Origin of the sequence: Mycobacteroides sp. CBMA 271 (assembly GCF_009729205.1) — a bacterium.
Lineage (GTDB): Bacteria > Actinomycetota > Actinomycetes > Mycobacteriales > Mycobacteriaceae > Mycobacterium.
In genome coordinates this window covers 321,725-337,063 of record NZ_VTHB01000004.1, presented here as the reverse complement: position 1 = coordinate 337,063, position 15,339 = coordinate 321,725, and the positions used below count along the sequence as shown (strand labels likewise).

The 15,339-nt window shown below is 66.4% G+C and carries 13 protein-coding genes; 2 read left to right on the top strand and 11 right to left on the bottom strand.

Translation table 11 applies throughout. The features are described 5' to 3' along the window. Positions 1 to 45 precede the first annotated feature (45 nt). The 10 genes from ftsW to FZI91_RS12930 form a co-directional block, all read right to left on the bottom strand. Entirely contained in the window at positions 46 to 1,605 is a 1,560-nt protein-coding gene (gene ftsW, locus FZI91_RS12975) for a putative lipid II flippase FtsW (RefSeq protein WP_162526376.1), read from the bottom strand. 12 nt (positions 1,606 to 1,617) lie between these two features. Next, complete coding sequence (gene murD / locus FZI91_RS12970; protein ID WP_155939378.1) at positions 1,618 to 3,111, bottom strand: UDP-N-acetylmuramoyl-L-alanine--D-glutamate ligase; 1,494 nt, start codon at positions 3,109 to 3,111, stop codon at positions 1,618 to 1,620. Next, a complete protein-coding gene (mraY, locus tag FZI91_RS12965) occupies positions 3,080 to 4,159 on the bottom strand; it encodes a phospho-N-acetylmuramoyl-pentapeptide-transferase (protein WP_155939377.1) in 1,080 nt (359 codons plus the stop codon). The genes murD and mraY overlap by 32 nt, the downstream gene beginning before the upstream one ends. Next, positions 4,156 to 5,673: a UDP-N-acetylmuramoyl-tripeptide--D-alanyl-D-alanine ligase gene (gene murF / locus FZI91_RS12960; RefSeq protein WP_155939376.1), complete on the bottom strand. Its 1,518-nt coding sequence runs from the start codon at positions 5,671 to 5,673 to the stop codon at positions 4,156 to 4,158. Before murF ends, mraY begins: the two co-directional genes overlap by 4 nt. Then, a complete protein-coding gene (locus tag FZI91_RS12955) occupies positions 5,666 to 7,234 on the bottom strand; it encodes a UDP-N-acetylmuramoyl-L-alanyl-D-glutamate--2,6-diaminopimelate ligase (RefSeq protein ID WP_162526375.1) in 1,569 nt (522 codons plus the stop codon). Before FZI91_RS12955 ends, murF begins: the two co-directional genes overlap by 8 nt. Positions 7,235 to 7,330: 96 nt before the next feature. Further along, positions 7,331 to 9,262 (bottom strand): penicillin-binding protein 2, encoded by a 1,932-nt coding sequence (locus tag FZI91_RS12950; RefSeq protein WP_162526374.1) that lies wholly within the window; start codon positions 9,260 to 9,262, stop codon positions 7,331 to 7,333. Next, entirely contained in the window at positions 9,259 to 10,251 is a 993-nt protein-coding gene (locus tag FZI91_RS12945) for a hypothetical protein (protein ID WP_155939375.1), read from the bottom strand. The genes FZI91_RS12950 and FZI91_RS12945 overlap by 4 nt, the downstream gene beginning before the upstream one ends. Next, positions 10,248 to 11,456 (bottom strand): 16S rRNA (cytosine(1402)-N(4))-methyltransferase RsmH, encoded by a 1,209-nt coding sequence (gene rsmH, locus FZI91_RS12940; protein WP_155939374.1) that lies wholly within the window; start codon positions 11,454 to 11,456, stop codon positions 10,248 to 10,250. The genes FZI91_RS12945 and rsmH overlap by 4 nt, the downstream gene beginning before the upstream one ends. Next, entirely contained in the window at positions 11,431 to 11,862 is a 432-nt protein-coding gene (mraZ, locus tag FZI91_RS12935) for a division/cell wall cluster transcriptional repressor MraZ (protein ID WP_155939373.1), read from the bottom strand. Before mraZ ends, rsmH begins: the two co-directional genes overlap by 26 nt. A 356-nt stretch (positions 11,863 to 12,218) precedes the next feature. After that, entirely contained in the window at positions 12,219 to 12,635 is a 417-nt protein-coding gene (locus FZI91_RS12930; RefSeq protein WP_155939372.1) for a DUF3040 domain-containing protein, read from the bottom strand. A 303-nt stretch (positions 12,636 to 12,938) separates the two neighbouring features. On the opposite strand from FZI91_RS12930, the gene FZI91_RS12925 reads away from it, so the two are divergent. Then, entirely contained in the window at positions 12,939 to 13,598 is a 660-nt protein-coding gene (locus FZI91_RS12925) for an N-acetyltransferase (protein WP_155939371.1), read from the top strand. A 47-nt stretch (positions 13,599 to 13,645) separates the two neighbouring features. Further along, complete coding sequence (locus tag FZI91_RS12920) at positions 13,646 to 14,308, top strand: LppM family (lipo)protein (RefSeq protein WP_162526416.1); 663 nt, start codon at positions 13,646 to 13,648, stop codon at positions 14,306 to 14,308. Here the strand turns inward: FZI91_RS12920 and metF are convergent. Then, positions 14,283 to 15,263 (bottom strand): methylenetetrahydrofolate reductase [NAD(P)H], encoded by a 981-nt coding sequence (gene metF / locus FZI91_RS12915; RefSeq protein ID WP_162526372.1) that lies wholly within the window; start codon positions 15,261 to 15,263, stop codon positions 14,283 to 14,285. The genes FZI91_RS12920 and metF overlap by 26 nt on opposite strands. Positions 15,264 to 15,339 lie beyond the last annotated feature (76 nt).

Here is a 15,339-nt window from a genome sequence, read left to right as displayed (position 1 = left end):
TGGTCGAGCATCCTTTCGGTTTGGCAGCGGTCACATGATCGGCGACTATCGGTAGCTTCGGGTCCGTGTGCCGCCGGCCCGGGACTGCTCCCCGGACCGACCGCTCGCACGCGTGGCCCTGTTGGCAACCGCTCCGGCACCACGCTGCACCTGCCTATGATGCCCTGCTTCGTTGTCGGTGCGTGCACGTGGCTTGCGCTTGGCCCCCTGCTTGGGTTCGGGCTGCCGTTTGGCCGTCCCAGCACCCTGCCCGGCCGACTTGGCCCGGAGCCGATCGCGCGCGGTGTCGATCCGCGGCGGTGCATACGGCTCAGGCGCCGGGAGCCGCAGCAGCTTGTTCATGCGGTCACCGGAGCCCGCCCGCAAGGCCGCGACCGCTTCCGGCTCGTGGCGCGCAGCGTTGGCTATCAGGCCGATCATGAAAAGAGCTGTTGCCGTGGCCGTTCCGCCCGATGAGATGAGAGGAAGCTGGATACCGGTGACGGGAAGCAGACCGATCACGTATCCGATGTTGATGAAGGACTGGCCGATGACCCACATGCCGGCGGTGGCGGTGAGCATTCGCAGGAATGGGTCGGCACTGCGCTTGGCGATGCGCATGGCGGTGTAGGCGAAAACCCCGAACAGCGCGAGCACGCCCAGGCAGCCGACGAAACCGAGCTCCTCGCCGATGATCGCGAAGATGAAGTCGTTGTGAGCATTGGGCAGGTAGTGCCATTTAGCCGAACCCTGCCCCAGGCCCTGGCCGAAGAAACCACCCTGTGCCAGCGCGAATCGGGCCTGACGGGACTGGTACCCGGTCGCCTGCGGATCGGCCGACGGATCCAGCCACGCCTTCACCCGGTCCGATCGATACCCAGCCGACACGGCGAGGATGGCCGCCGCCAGCACGGCAGCGACCACCGAGCTCAGGAAGACCTTCAAGGGCAGACCGGCGTACCAGAGCAACGCCAGCAAGATGATGCTCATCGAGACCGTCTGCCCGAGGTCGGGCTGGATGACGATCAGCACCAGCGCAATCATCGCGGCGGGCACCAACGGAACGAGCATTTCGCGCATCGAGGCCTTCTCCATGCGGCGCGTGGCCAGCAGGTGCGCGCCCCAGATCGCGAAGGCGATCTTGGTGAGCTCCGAGGGCTGCATCGACATGCCGCCGTAGACGAACCAACCGCGAGATCCGTTGGAGTACGTGCCGATTCCGGGGATCAGCACCAGGGTGATTAGGACGATGGTGAAGACGAATGCCGGGAACGAGTACTTGCGCATCACCCTGATCGGGGTGCGTAGCGCGATATAGAACCCGACGAGGCCCACGCAGACCCAGAGCACCTGCTTGCCGAAGACGGCCCACGCCGATCCGTCCAGGTCGTAGGACTCGACGCCCGACGCGGACAGCACCATGATGAGACCCAGCGTGGTCAGCAACGCGGCCGTCGCGATGATCAGGTGAAACGACGTCATCGGCCGGTTCAGCCAGGCACCCAGACGAGTGCGGGCGACCAGCCCGTCGGCCTTAGACCCCGAGGCCGCCTTGGCCGGCTGTTTGGCAGCCTTCGCGCGCTCGGAACGGAAAATCTTGGTGAATGGGGCGGTCAGGGTCGACACAGGGCGGGTTACCTAACCGGTAAGTGCGTGCACCGCCGCGGCGAATCGGTCGCCACGTTCGGAGTACCCGCTGAATTGGTCGAAGGATGCACCGGCCGGAGCCAGCAGAACGGTGTCGCCAGGCTGTGCCACTGTGCTGGCGTGCCGGACGGCCGCGGCCATGACTCGGGTACCCACATCGCCCACAGCACAGCCACCCCCATTCGCCTCATCAGTCACATAAACCACATTTGCCTCTTGCACCCCAGCATCCTCGCGCGTAACAACCGCCACGACGGGTACATCCGGCGCGTGTCGCGCCAAAGCCTCAGCAATCACGCCGCGATCCCGGCCGATCAGCACCACCGCGCCCAGCCGGGCGGCACAATTGCGCACCAGATCATCGATCGCGGCGCCCTTGAGCAGCCCCCCTGCGATCCAGACGACCCGCGGATATGCCGCGATGGATGCGGCAGCAGCGTGTGGATTGGTGGCCTTCGAATCGTCGACGTAGTCCACCTCGGCAACCCGAGCCACCAGCTCGGCCCGGTGCCGCCCAACCTGGAAGGCTCCCAACGCCAGGGCAACGGCCGCTGCGGGCATACCCACCGCACGTGCCAGCGCCGCGGCAGCAAGGGCGTTCAGCACGCCAATCGGTCCCCCGACGGGAAGCTTCGACACCTCGATCAACGGCTCATCGACCCCGAACGCGCGGTCCACCAGCCAACCGTCGCGCACCCCGAGCTCGCCGGGCGCGGGCTCACCGATGCGAAATCCCGCCTTGGCCGGCGCCGCGGCACCGGAGAGCAGACCCGCGGCCACCGCGTCATCGAGACCGACGATGGCGATCTCACCGTCGAGCACCCGCGCCTTGTCCCGCGTGTACGCCGCCATGCCGCCGTGCCAATCGAGGTGATCCTCGGCGACGTTGAGCACCACCCCGGCCGCCGGCCGCACCGAGGGCGCCCAGTGCAGCTGGAAGCTGGATAGCTCGACGGCCAGAAATTCGACATCGCGATCCAACACATTCAGCACCGGATCGCCGATGTTTCCGCACAACGCGCTGGTGCGGCCCGCTGCCGTCAGCATGTCGTGGACCATCGCGGTGGTGGTCGTCTTGCCATTGGTTCCGGTCACCACCAGCCATCGCTTGGGCGGTCCATACCGGCCGGAAGCGTCGAGGCGCCAAGCTAATTCGACATCGCCCCAGATGGGCAGCCCGGCCTGCTGGGCCGCGAGCACGATCGGAGAGGACGGGCCGAAACCGGGGCTGACGATCACCAGGTCGTGATCGGCCATGGACCGCGCCGCCTCGGCGGTGGTGAGCGCCGCGCGCCCGGCCTCGCGGTGGCGCTGCAGGGCTTCCTCGTTGTCATCGCAGACGGTGATGCGTAATGCAACATCGGCGAGGGAATCCAGCGCGGCAACGACTGCGTCACCGGTGACACGCGCCCCGCAGACCAGAACCTTTGTGCCGCTTGCCAGCTCGGGCAAGTTAGTCACCGATCGTCGCCAGCCACTCGCCATAGAACAACCCCAGGCCCAGTCCACAGGCGATGGCTGTCAACAGCCAGAACCGGATGATGACCGTCGTTTCCGCCCAGCCCGTCAGTTCGAAATGGTGATGGAACGGCGCCATTCGGAACACCCGGCGGCCGGTTGTTCGGAACGCGGCGATCTGCAGGACCACCGACACGATCTCGGCGACGAACAGCGCGCCCAGCACCACGGCGAGCAGCTCGGTACGGGTGGTCACCGACAGGCCCGCGATGATGCCACCGAGTGCCAGCGATCCGGTGTCCCCCATGAAGATCTTGGCGGGTGCGGCATTCCACCACAGAAATCCGATGCACGCGCCCGCGGTCGCCGCCGCGATCACCGCCAGGTCCAGCGGGTCGCGGACGTTGTAGCAGGCGATGCCGGGATGGGTGGAGCAGGCGTTGCGGTACTGCCAGAAGGTGACGATGACGTAGGCGCCCGTCACCATCGCCATACAGCCGCCGGCCAGTCCGTCGAGGCCGTCGGTGAAATTGACCGCATTGGACCAGGACATCACCAGGATCACGCAAAACAGCACGAATATCGCGGCGGGCATCACGACGGTGGTGATTTCGCGGACATAGGACAGCGACTGGCTGCCCGGTGTCAGACCGTCGCTGTTGCGGAACTGCAGCACCAGAATGCCGAAGACGAGCGCCGACAGGATCTGGCCGACGGTCTTGGATGTCTTGTTCAGGCCAAGATTGCGCGCCTTACGGATCTTGATGAAGTCGTCGATGAAACCAACGCCGCCGAGCATGGTCGCCAACAGCAGCACCAGCAGTCCCGATGCCGAGGGCCCGTCGGCGTCGAACGCGATACCGACCAGGTGCGATCCGAAGTAGCCGGCCCACATCCCGGCCAGGATCGCGACGCCGCCCATCGACGGGGTGCCGCGCTTCTTCTGATGGTGCTGTGGACCGTCGTCGCGGATTTCCTGGCCGAACCCCTGCCGGGAGAACACCCGGATGAGCACCGGGGTGAGCATGATCGAAACCAGGATCGCGATCCCGGCGGCAATGATGATCTGCCTCATGCGTCACCCGCCTTCAGCAGCTCATCGGAGCCGTCTTCTCTTCGCGCAAGCAGCTCATCGGCCACGACCCAGAGACCGGCCGACTGCGAGGCCTTGACCAGCACCACATCGCCAGCGGCCAGCTCGCTGGCCAGCAGCGTGGCGGCTGCCGCAGGATCGTCCACCAGCACCGCCTCGGACCCCCACGACCCCTCCATCACTGCACCTGCATGCATGGCCCGCTGCGACCTCCCGGTTCCGACGACGACTAACCGACTGACATCTAATCGCACTGCGGCCCGTCCGATGCGGTCGTGCTCGGATATGGCATCCGGCCCCAGCTCAGCCATCTCGCCGAGCACCGCCCAGCTGCGACGCGCCGGATTGCCGTGGCGGGCCATCGAGACCAGGGCCTTAAGCCCCGCCATCATCGAATCCGGGTTGGCGTTATAAGAGTCGTTGATCACCGTGACCCCGTCCGCACGCGTGCTGACCTCCATGCGGCGCCGCGACACCGGACCCGCCTGCGCGAGCGCGGCGGCGACCTGCGCGAGGGTGGCGCCGCATTCCAGCGCGACCGCCGCCGCCGCCAGCGCATTGCCCACCTGATGTTCTCCGTGCACCGCCAACCGGACCGGCACCGAGCTTTCCCCGGCGTTCAGGGTGAAGTGGGCGCGAGCCAGGTCGTCGACACTCACCTCCGTCGCCCAGATCTCGGCCGGCCTGTGCACGCTAGTGCGCACCACTCTGGCCGACGTCGTGGCGGCCATCGCGGCCACCGCGGAATCGTCGGCATTCAGAACGGCCACGCCACCGTCCGAAAGCGATTGCGGCAGTTCACCCTTGGTATCGGCGATAGCCTGCCGGGAGCCGAACTCCCCGAGATGGGCGGTGCCGACGTTGAGCACCACCCCGATCGCCGGCGGTGCGATGGCGGCCAGGTCAGCGATGTTCCCGGGACGCCGGGCCGAGAGCTCCAGCACCAGAAATTTGGTCGACTCGGTCGCCCGCAGCACCGTCCAGGGATGACCGAGCTCGTTGTTGAAGGATCCGGGCGGAGCCACCACCTCGCCAAGCGGGGTGAGCACCGCGGCGATGAGGTCCTTTGTCGATGTCTTCCCCGATGAACCGGTGACTCCGACGATCCGCAGCCCCCGCGCCGTCAGCCGCTTGGCCACCTCGGCGGCCAGCGCGGCCGTCGCGGCGAGCACCGCTGCACCCGAACCGTCCGAATCGTGTTCCAGGGCTGACACTTCGGTGCGCGCCACGCCGGTCGGCGACACCACGATGGCGGGTACCCCGACCGGCCGCGCGGCCAGTACAGCAACAGCACCGCCTGCCACGGCACCCGCGGCGTGGTCATGCCCGTCCACACGGGCGCCGGGCAGCGCCAGGAACAGCCCACCGGGGCCGATCTGGCGGGAATCAAATTCGACGGTGCCGGTGACGCGCGTGGCGCGGGCCTCCTCGGGGCTGATCCCGTCGAGACGTCCGCCGACGATCTCGGCGATCTCGGCGACACTCATCTCAATCATCTGAACTCCCGGGTTTGTCCAAGTTCTCTAGGGCTGCCCGCAGTTCGACCCTGTCGTCGAAGGGCACCGTGACATCGCCTGACTTCTGGCCGCTCTCATGCCCCTTGCCCGCAATCAAGACGGTGTCCCCCGGCCGCGCCCAACGGGCGGCGTGTTCGATGGCGGCGCGCCGGTCACCGATCTCGATCACTTCGATATCTGAACCGGCCGTCCCGGAGATGATTTCGGCACGTATCGCGGCCGGATCTTCATTCCGCGGATTATCGTCGGTGACCACCACCAGGTCGGCAAGCTGCGCGGCGACCTCCCCCATATCGGCGCGCTTACCGCGGTCTCGGTTGCCACCGGCACCGAAGACCACCGCAAGTCGGCCCGCACGGTGAGTGCGCAGGCTCTCCAGGACCGCACGCAACGCGCCGGGCTTGTGCGCGTAGTCGACGACGGCCAGGAACGGCTGGCCGGCGACCACCGATTCCATGCGACCCGGCACCGCGGCGGTGGCGATACCCGGTGCGGCAAGGTCGGCGGGAACCCCCAGTAAGTCCAAGATAGCCACGGCCACAAGACAATTGGCAACATTGTAATGTCCGGGAAGTGCAGTGCCGAGCTCGACGCTGCGCGCCGGGCCATTGACGACAAACCGCTGGCTGCCGTCATGGCCCACCGCCACGCCGGAACAGGTCCAGTCCGCGTCGGCGCCGGCCCGCGAGCTCACCGTGAGCACCTGGGCGCCCCCCGCCAACGCGACATCGGCCATGGCCCGGCCTGCCTCGTCATCCACGCAGATCACGGCGCGCTGCGCTCGCGTCGGCGAATCGCGTTGGAACAGACGGGCCTTGGTGGCGAAGTAGTCCTCCATATCCGGGTGGAAGTCGAGGTGATCTCGCGACAGGTTGGTGAACGCACCCACCGTGAAGCTGATGCCGTCCACGCGGCTGAGGGCCAGCGCGTGGCTGGACACCTCCATGACCACGGTGTCGACGCCGCGCTGCACCATTTCCGCCAGCAGTTCCTGCAGCGCGGGGGCCTCGGGGGTAGTCAGGGCGCTGGGAACATCCTCGCCGTCGATCCGCACTCCGACGGTCCCGATCAGGCCAACCCGCCGCCCGGCGGCGCGCAGACCGGCCTCCACCAAATAGGTAGTGGTGGTCTTACCGGAGGTTCCGGTGACACCTACCAGCCGAACCTGGCGGGAAGGGTCTCCGTAGACAGTCGCGGCGAGCTCGCCGAGTACCGCGCGCGGGTTCTCGTGAACCAATATCGCGACATCCGCCATGTCGCGGCCCTGGTCGCCGAGTATCCGGGCTCCGGCATCGTCGGTGAGCACGGCACTCGCTCCCGCGGCAAACGCCTCGGAGGCGAATTGCGCACCGTGTGCCGAGCTGCCGGGCAGGGCCGCGAACAGGTCACCCGGGCGGGCGTCCTGGGCCCTGAGGGTGACGCCGGAGACCGTCGCGTCGGCGTTTCCACCGCTCAGTTCGGCCGACACCATGGCGGCGAGCTCGGTGACCGGGTGCTGGCGCGTCCGTGGGAGGAACCGGTGGGTTCCGGATGCCGCCACCTGTGATCACCTCCTGCCGTTGTGCCGCCCCCTGTCCTCGGGCGTCAAACGACACTACCGGGCGTCCCATGGTCCCCTGATCAGATAACGAACGGCTCAGGTGGCCTGCAAGATCAAAGGTGGTCCGGGATCGGGTGACAGTGGCACGTTTTCGCGGCGCATCAACCAAGACGCAATGTTGTGGAACAACGGCGCGGCGGTGCTCCCAGGACGACCGTCGGCTGCCCGGTGCGGTGCGTTCATCTCGATGCCGATGACGTAACGAGGGTCATCCGTGGTGGCTATGCCCGCGAAGGTGATCCAGTACACGTCATCGAAGTAACATCCGCAGGCCGGGTTGATCTGCTGGGCGGTGCCGGTCTTGCCGCTCAATTGGTAGCCCTCGACCGCACCGGCGGCACCGGTTCCGTTCTGGATCTGACGCGCGTCCGGTTGCAGCACCGCACGCAGCATGTTGCGGACCGTGCGTGCGGTTCCGGCGTTGACCACCTGCACCGGCACGGCGCGCGGCTCTTCCTTACGGGTGCCATCCGGGGCCGTGATACTCCTGACGATACGCGGTGGTATCCGCACTCCATCGTTGGCGATCGCCTGGTACATGCCGGCCATCTGCAGCAGCGTCATCGACAAGCCTTGACCGATCGGCAGATTCGAGAAGGTGCTGCCCGACCACTGCTCGATCGGCGGAACCAGCCCCTCGCTCTCGCCGGGCAGCCCGACACCGGTGCGCTGCCCCAGCCCGAACTTGTCCACCAGATCCATGAAGCGCTCCGGGCCGACCCGTTGGGCCAGCATCAGCGTGCCCACGTTCGAAGACTTTCCGAAGACGCCGGTCGTGGTGTACGGCACGGTGCCGTGTACCCACGCATCGCGGACCGTGACCCCACCCATATTGATGGAGCCCGGAACCTGCAGCACCTCATCGGGATTGGACAGATCGTTTTCGATGACCGCGGCGGCGGTGATGATCTTGTTGACCGACCCCGGCTCGAACGGCGAGGACACCGAGAGATTGCCCATCTCACGGCTCCCCTGCTTGCCCAGGTTCTGTGACGGGTCGAAGGTGTTGTCATTGGCCATCGCCAGGACCTCACCGGTCTTGGTATCGAGCACCACTGCGGAGACGTTCCGGGCGCCCGACAGGTCCTTAGCCTGCTGGACCTGCTGCTGCACGTAGAACTGAATGTCGTTGTCCAGCGTCAATTCCACGGTAGATCCGTTGACGGCATCGTGGCGATCGCGGTAGCTGCCGGGGATCACCGCGCCATCGGTGGCGCCACGGTCATAGGTCAGGGCCCCGTCCTTGCCCGCGAGCGCGCTGTCCAGGGAATCCTCAAGGCCGAGAAGGCCGTAACCCTCCCAGTCGATGCTGCCGACGATGTTCGCGGCCAGCGAGCCGCCGGGATACTGGCGGATGTCCTGCCGCTCAACCCCGACTTCTGGGAACTCCTTGGTGATCTCGGTGGCGACGGCGGGATCGACCGAGCGCGCCAGGTACGCGAAGGTGTCATCACCGCGGAGCTTCTTCAGCAGGCTCTTGGCATCGGGCTTGTTGCCGAGCTTCGCCGAGACGCCAGCGGCGATGTCCTGCAGCCGACGCTCCGGCTCGACGGCCCTTATTTTCGCCGCCGCGGCCTTATCGGCGTCGCTCTTCCCGGGGTCCTTGAGGGTCTCCTGGCTCTTCTCCCACGCCTTGTTGAGCTGTTCGCGAATCTTCTTCGGCTGGAACGTGAGAGCACGAGCCTCGATGGTGAACGCCAGCTTGTTGCCCGCCCGGTCGACGATGGTGCCGCGCAACGCCTTCTCGGTCTCGGTGACCTTCAGCTGACCCGATGCCTCGGCGCGTAGACCGGCGGCACGGGGACCCTGCAGCGTGAACAGCTGGACGGCAGCGATCGCCAACGTCAGGAAGATGATGATGTTGCCCGTACGGTGCCGGAAAGCAAACCCCGCGGTCCGTGAGACGGCGGCGCCGGGCCGCCGGGTGCGACGGGCACCGACCGGCCTGGACCGATCCTGCCGGTTCACGCCGTCGGGTGGGGACTCGTTGTTGCCACGGGATTGAATTGTTCCCCGGTGACTGGCGAATTCGCGATATTTGATGCTTGCGGCGCGTCGGCCACAGGGGGCGGTATCAGGTTAGCGGGGTCCGGCGCCGGAACCACCGGCGCGGGAGCTGCGGCGACCTCCGGTGCCGGCGGTGCAACGGGCCCGTGAGCTATCAGGGGCGCGGGTTCCTGCCCGGCGGGCACGTCGGCAGGCGTGGGCATATGCGGTGCAACGGCCACGGGAGCGGGTACGGGCGGCAGTTGTACCGGCACCTCGACCGAATTGCCTGCTTTCGGAACGGCATCGGCGTCATCGGGGATCACCGAGTTCAGCGGGGCGGGTGCGACGCCCTCGGCCGGCTTCGGCGCACCCACCAGCAGCCAGTTGCCCTGCGGGTCGCGCACCAGGTGCGCAATATCGCGCGACGGAATCATGCCGAGATCACGGGCGGAATCGGCCAGTGCGGGTGCCGATTCCGCGCGCAGCACATCGCGCTCAAGGGCTTCCTTGTGCTGCAGCAGCTGCTCGTTGGTGCGACGTTGGCTACCCAGCTGATATGAACGCTCCGCGGCATCGGTCGACAACCACAGCGTGATGGCCAGGCCGACGCCAAGTGCGCCGATGACCAGCACGACAAACGGGACCTTAGCAATCCATGTATGTGGCCGCAGGTCTACCTGAGAGAGACGGGTGAGGATTCGCTCGCGTAGCGGTATCCGAATGACCTTGGGCGCCTTGGCCTTGCGAGCCTTAGCACGCGCTTTCGCCTGCCGGGTGCTGGTTGCCGGACGAATCTTCTCGGGCGCCTTGCGCTGCACCGGGATCGGCATGGTCTGCGGGGCGGAACGGCGCGGGCGGGCAGAAGGCCCGGCGGCATTCGCCTTGGGCGTAGCACCACGACGCTGGGCGGGCTTGGCTGTGTTGGCCCTCTTGGGCGCCTCGCTTGCCTTCTTGCGTACCCCGATCATGCGTTCCTCCTATCCGCAACTCTCTCGACAGCCCGTAACCGCACTGGTGCACTGCGCGGATTGGCTTCTATCTCCGATTCGTTCGCCTGCTCCGCACCTCGGGTGAGCGCGGTGAATTCCGGTGCATCATCAGGAAGTTCAACGGGCAGATCGATGGGTGACCGGGAGGCGGTGGCAGCGGTGAACTCCGCCTTGACGATCTTGTCCTCAAGCGACTGGTAGGCCATGACGGCCAGCCGGCCCCCCGGGCGCAGCGCGGCCATCGCGGTTGGGATTGCGGCGGCAAGGGAATCCAGTTCGGAGTTGACCGCGATCCGAAGTGCCTGAAAAGTCCGCTTCGCCGGGTGTCCGCCGGTTCGGCGGGTCGCCGCGGGGATCATTGCGTACAGCAGTTCGACCAGTTGCCCACTGCGCGTGAAGGGTTCGACGGTGCGGCGGCGGACGATCTCGCCGGCGATACGGCGCGCGAAGCGCTCCTCGCCGAACCTGCTGAGCACCCGGGATAACTCGCCCGCGGAATAGGTGTTCAGGATATCGGCCGCGGTCAGTTCGTCCTGTGCGTTCATCCGCATGTCCAGCGGGGCATCCACCGAATAGGCGAATCCGCGTTCGGCCTGATCGAGCTGCATGGACGACACGCCCAGATCGAAGAGCACCCCGTCAACCGAAGATGTTGTCTGGTAACCCAACCCGTCGAGCGCATCCGCGAGGCCGTCATAGCGGGTGTGCACGCCGGTGAAGCGCGCGCCGAAGCGCGCCAGCCGCGCCCGGGCAATGTCGAGGGCGTTGGTGTCCCGATCAAGACCGATGACCGTCAGGCCCGGCAGTACGGACAGAAAGTGTTCGGAGTGCCCTCCGGCACCCAAGGTCGCATCGACGAAGACGGCACCCGCCCCGTCCGCGGACCGAGCGGTGAGTGCGGGAGCGAGCAGGTCGAAGCAGCGGTCGAGCATGACCGGGACGTGGCCGAAACCACCTGTCAGGCTTGAGGAATCAGACACTGCGACACCCCTCTGCGAGCGGGAAACGCCCCCGCGGGAGCGCTGGTAGGGAGAATGGGAGCGGCATAGCGCCCGCGAAGCCCGGTCCCTGCCCGATGGTGCGAACCTGGCGTCGGGGAAGTACGCCAGGGCCGTATCGGACAGAGGCCGCGCCGCGCGGGCCTGTGGAGCTGTTGCCTCAGAAAATGCCATTGAGGGATTCATCACTGGCGGTCGAGAAGTTCTCTTCGTGTTCCTCCAGGTACTGCTGCCACTTGACAGCATCCCAAATCTCTAGGTAGTCAACGGATCCAATGACGACGCAGTCCTTGGACAGGTCCGCGTACCGCCGGTGGTCGGCGGCCAGGGTGATGCGTCCCTGTGCGTCCGGATGCTGCTCATCGGTGGCCGCAGCCAGGTTGCGCAAGAACGCGCGGGCCTCGGGGTTGCTCCGAGAGGCTGCAGCGGCCTTGCGTGCGAGCTGCTCGAACTCTGCCCGGGGGTACACGGCGAGGCTGTGATCCTGGCTCTTGGTGACCATCAACCCTCCCGCTAGTGCGTCCCGAAACTTGGCGGGCAACGTCAGCCGCCCCTTGTCGTCGAGCCGGGGCGTGTAGGTACCGAGAAACATCCCGCGACCTCCCGCCTTGCCCTATCGGAGCTACCCTTCCCTCCGATAGGCGCCACTTTACCCCACAATCCCCCACTTTGAATCTGATTTGCCGCGTGTCTCCCCACCACGCACCCACCATTGACGCGGGAGACCACCTCGACTCGCCGTTATCCCAGGTCAACCCGGTGGGGACGAGTGGGGGGCGGTGATGCTGACGTTCTAAACGACTAGATAACGATTTGGCCTGCCTACCCGAAGAGGCTTGCGAGGGATCACCCCACGGCGCGCCGCGGCAGTTCGAGCCGCCTTAGACAGCAACAGACCCGCGCTGATTGCGCGGGTCTGTGGTCCGAGAGTGCGTTAGACGAAGTTTGTCAGTTATCGAAGCGGCGGCGGAAGCGCTCTTCCATGCGCTGGGCGAACGATCCAGACGCGCGCGGCCGACGGATGCGACCACTGGCCCCACCCGATACTCCTTGCCCGGCCTGGCTCGCTGTGCCCGATTCGGAGCGCCGGCTTCCAATGATTGCGAAGACCGCGGCCCCGAACATGACCACAAATCCGATCACGCTCAGGACGGGAAAGTTTCCAATCTGGGTGGCGGGCACCGCGACACCGATAACCAGCATGGCCAACCCAATGCAGAACAGCGCCGCACCCTGCAAACGACGACGGCCGGAGGTCGCTCCCAGGCGTCCTCCACGCACGCTCGACGCAAACTTGGGATCCTCCGCGTACAGCGCGCTCTCGATCTGGTCAAGCATGCGCTGCTCGTGCTCGGAGAGTGGCATCGGTCCCTCCCTCTGGCGCACCGCAACCGGTTGAGTGTGTGTTCTGAGTATCCACACTGGATACCAAGATCTTTTACCAAGGGTGCCGCGGTTACAACACCCTCACGTCCATAATACGAGGTGAATACCCGCCATACCACCCGGTTCGCCGACCAATCTCCCAACCGCCCTGCCTGGCAACACCACACACCGCGGCGCGCCGATGGACCCGGCGAAACTCCGGTCAGCACCCGCAGAATCCGCCGATCGTGATAAACCCGGGCGGTACACGCCACGCCCACACGGAAACCAAAAGGACGCACGTTGACGACATTCCTGGCCGACCTGTCGCAACGCGATATGCAGCGCCGGCTCAGCGAAGCGCTTCGTGTCTACGTCATTGCCATGGGCTACCCACACGGCACCGAGGATCAGCGCGCGCCAATGTGGCTGGAACATAGCCGCAGGCGAGGGTGGCAGGCCGCCGCCATCTTCGACGATGCAGTAGCCCCTACCGAGCTCAGCACCCCGCGTGTCCTTGACCCCGACCAGTCGCGCATCGTCGGGATCGCGTACGGCTACCGAGGTGCCGCTGACCAATGGTGGCATCAACAAGTCAGTCAGGGTCTGCGAAAATCGGGAGTACCGCATGACCGGATCAGCGCTCTTCTCGACCAGTACTTCGAGCTGACTGAACTGCACGTCGACCCCGGCATTCAAGGGCATGGCCTGGGTGAGGCGTTGGCCCGGCGGCTGCTCGCGGGCCGCACCGAACCGCATGTACTGCTGTCCACCCCAGAGATCACCGGCGAATCCAACCGAGCCTGGCGGCTGTACCGCCGACTCGGATTCACCGATGTCATCCGGGAGCACCAGTTCGCGGGAGATCCGCGGCGATTCGCGGTGCTGGGCCGGTCTTTGCCGCTGGGGCCCGTAGATGGGCCGCCGGATGCGGCCACCGTCTGGCACGATGAGCCGCGATGACTAGCCCAACACTCTTCGCCCACGGGCCTCATCGGAGCCCTAAGCGGGTGGCTCGTATCGCCGCCGTGCTGCTGTTGACGACGCTGCCGCTGCTATCGGGCTGCGTGCGCGTCAAGGCATCGATGACGGTGACCACCGACGATCACGTCTCCGGACAGCTGATCGCCGTCGCCAAGCCGCAGGGCGCCAATGACAAGGGCCCCCAGCTCGATCGCAACATGTCCTTCGCCCAGAAGGTTCAGGTGTCCCCGTACGAGGAAAACGGCATGGTGGGATCGCGAGCCATCTTCAACGACCTCACATTCGCGGAGGTCCCGCAGCTGGCCGGGATGAACAAGAACGCCGCCGGGTTTGATCTGACGCTGCGTCGCAACGGAGACGTGGTGGTGCTGGAAGGCCGCGCCGATCTCACCGCGTTGGAAGACACCTCGGATGCGGATGTCTCCCTGGCCATTTCCTTCCCCGGGGATATCGAATCCACCAATGGCGAGATGCTCGGTTCCGACGCCGTGCAGTGGAAACTCACTCCCGGGGTGGTGAGTACCTTCGCCGCGACCGCTCGCTATACCGACCCCAGCACCCGGTCATTCAACGGTGCCGCGATCTTCGTGACGGTGGCCGCACTGCTGGTGGGCGCCCTCGTCGCCTCCATGGCCTGGCTGGCCCGCGACCAGTCCCCGCGGTTTACGCCCGAACAGTTCCCGGAGTAACTCGAACCCCGAGGTTCTCCAACACCTCGGAAGTGGCCCGCGCGAAGTTCAGCGTCATAAAGTGCAGGCACGGAACGCCCTCGGCCAGCAGACGGGAGGCCATCCGGGTGGTCACCTCGACCCCGACCTTGCGGACCTCGTCACGGTTCTCTTCCGGTCCGTCTCCTGCCGCCCGCAGCAGCCGCTCCTCCAGCGCCGGGGGCAGCGTCGAGGAGGAAAGCTCCACCTGACGGCGCACCGACCGTAGCGACGTGATGGGCATCAACCCGGGCACGATCGGCTTGGCGCCCTGCTCGGGATCCGCGGCCACCACGCGGTCCCGCAGTCGCAGATAGTCGTCGACGTCGAAAAACATCTGGGTGATCGAGTACTCGGCGCCGGCACGGAGCTTGTTCACCAGATGGGCGGTGTCGCGCTCGAGGTCGATCGCCTGGGGGTGCCCCTCGGGGAAGGACGCCACCCCAACATGGAAATCACCGAGGTCACGAACCAAACGCACGAGCTCCTCGGCGTAGGTCAGGCCGCCCGGGTGCGGGACCCATTCGGCATTAACGTCCCCCACCGGATCACCGCGTAAGGCAAGGATATTGGTGATGCCGCGGTCCACATACGCGCCGACCATGGCACGCAACTCGTCGACGGTGTGTCCCACGGCGGTCAAATGAGCGACGGGCAGCAGTGTGGTGCTCTCGGCCAGCTCGCCGGTCACCCGCACTGTGCGGTCCCGGGTTGATCCGCCCGCACCATAGGTGACCGACACGAACACCGGCTGGTACCGCTCGAAAACTCTTGCTGCCCGCCACAACCGCGCCTCCGCCGCCTCATCACGCGGCGGCATGAACTCGACCGAGAACGCGACCTCGCCGGGCGCAGCGGCGGCCAGGCGGTCAGCGATCGACCCCGGATCCTGCAGCTCGGCGACCGGTCCAGCGCGGTCGAGCGGGTTAGTTGTCACCTGTCCAGGATAGGTGGGATTAGGCTGACTTCACTCCCGGTGCATCCGGGACCAGTTACCGCACTGAGAAAGGACG